Origin of the sequence: Kocuria sp. APC 4018, assembly GCF_030407675.1 — a bacterium.
Taxonomy (GTDB): Bacteria; Actinomycetota; Actinomycetes; order Actinomycetales; family Micrococcaceae; genus Kocuria; species Kocuria rhizophila.
This window is the reverse complement of the sequence record NZ_JASDCY010000125.1, coordinates 1-562: the sequence shown is the minus strand read 5'-3', so window position 1 is coordinate 562 and position 562 is coordinate 1. Positions and strand designations below refer to the sequence as shown.

Sequence of the window (562 nt, the reverse complement as noted above, 5' to 3'; positions counted from 1 at the left end):
GCGGATCACTCTTCCGCGGTGGGGCCGCGAGAATGTGATTTAGGATACACACAGCCCACGGGTCGGCACGGTTGCCACGCGAGTCAGGAAGACCGTCAGCTGTCCGTCCCGGAACCGCCCCGCCTGACGAAACGAGAACCCATGAGCATCATTCTTGCCGCTGCCGACTCCCCGGCTGGTCTCGCCGCCCGCGATTTCGCCGTTGAGGAGGCCCGTCGGAGGAACACGGAGCTTGTGGTGTTCCCCGTGGACGGTTCGGAGCCAGATCTCTCGACGATCGACTACGACCGCGCGAGCGTGGAGCACGCCGCGGCCCGTAGTCGCGACGCCGTGGGGGATCTGGTGGACGCCACCAATCGTGCCGAGGTGGAGGCCGTCGTGGTGGGCGTGCGGCGTCGGTCCCCTGCAGGCAAGATCTTCCTGGGATCATCCGCGCAGCAGATCATTCTTGAGTCGGCCGTGCCCGTGATCTCGGTCAAGCCCTCACCCGGCCACTGACGGTTGCCGGGTCCGTGGCGTTGGGCCCCTGCCGTCGAACCGCGGATGATTCCGCGCTGACGCA

General features: G+C 66.9%; 1 protein-coding gene. It reads left to right on the top strand.

Annotated features, from left to right (window positions below):
* The first annotated feature begins 141 nt into the window (after positions 1-141).
* Positions 142-498 carry a universal stress protein gene (locus tag QL985_RS12105; protein WP_259905556.1) on the top strand — a complete coding sequence of 119 codons (357 nt, stop codon included), beginning with the start codon at positions 142-144 and terminating at the stop codon, positions 496-498.
* Positions 499-562: the final 64 nt, after the last annotated feature.

Coding starts and splice junctions, on each gene's coding strand:
- QL985_RS12105 (WP_259905556.1), top strand. CDS start 142: ATGAGCATCATTCTTGCCGCTGCCGACTCCCCGGCTGGTCTCGCCGCC.